This window comes from Arsenophonus sp. ENCA, from assembly GCF_002287155.1.
In the GTDB taxonomy this organism is placed as follows: domain Bacteria; phylum Pseudomonadota; class Gammaproteobacteria; order Enterobacterales; family Enterobacteriaceae; genus Arsenophonus; species Arsenophonus nilaparvatae.
Genome location: NZ_NHNG01000339.1, coordinates 1 through 580, shown reverse-complemented (window position 1 = coordinate 580; position 580 = coordinate 1). Strand labels below are relative to the sequence as shown.

The window sequence follows — 580 nt, the reverse complement described above, 5'->3', positions numbered from 1 at the left end:
ATATAATTCGCCATATTCCTCCTGAGGTAACCATCTGGGCAGATACCGGTTTTCAAGGTATAGATAAACAGCATCCTAATACACAAATCCCAAAAAAAGGAACTCGAAAAAGACCTTTATCGCCTGAACAAAAACAAGAAAATAAAATAATCTCGGGCATCCGTATTACAGTTGAACACGCCATCGCGGGTATCAAGCGCCTCGGTTGCATGACCCAAATTTTACGGAATCGTAGACCCTTTATTGATGATACCTTCTTACTCCTTAGCGCAGGTCTTTGGAATTTCCATCTCAGAACAGCGTAAAATTTACTTCAATCACCGAAACACCCTTATTTCACTATTAAGCAACACGCTTATTAGCACCGGTGATCTCAGTTATCTGTTTATGCATGGAGAACTCAGAACCGTTATCGGCCGTCAAAGTTTTAAAGTCACAGAAGGTATTTGCTACAATGTCACGGAAAGCATCTACAACAGTATCAGCGCGTTTATTCGGTAACTTGCGGATAATAATCTGCTTGGTAGCTTTATCCGCTAGAGTCAGTAAGAATGACTTCTGATCTTTACCAAATACAGTA

The 580-nt window shown here is 40.3% G+C and carries 1 protein-coding gene and 1 pseudogene; one reads left to right on the top strand and one right to left on the bottom strand.

From position 1 onward, the window contains the following. Positions 1-305 (top strand): transposase family protein (locus CBG25_RS09080; protein ID WP_290603625.1); only part of this gene is annotated, 305 nt, incomplete at its 5' end. Between the two features lie 37 nt (positions 306-342). On the opposite strand, the pseudogene CBG25_RS09075 reads toward CBG25_RS09080, so the two are convergent. Beyond that, positions 343-580, bottom strand: a pseudogene (locus CBG25_RS09075) (hypothetical protein); the annotation flags it as partial.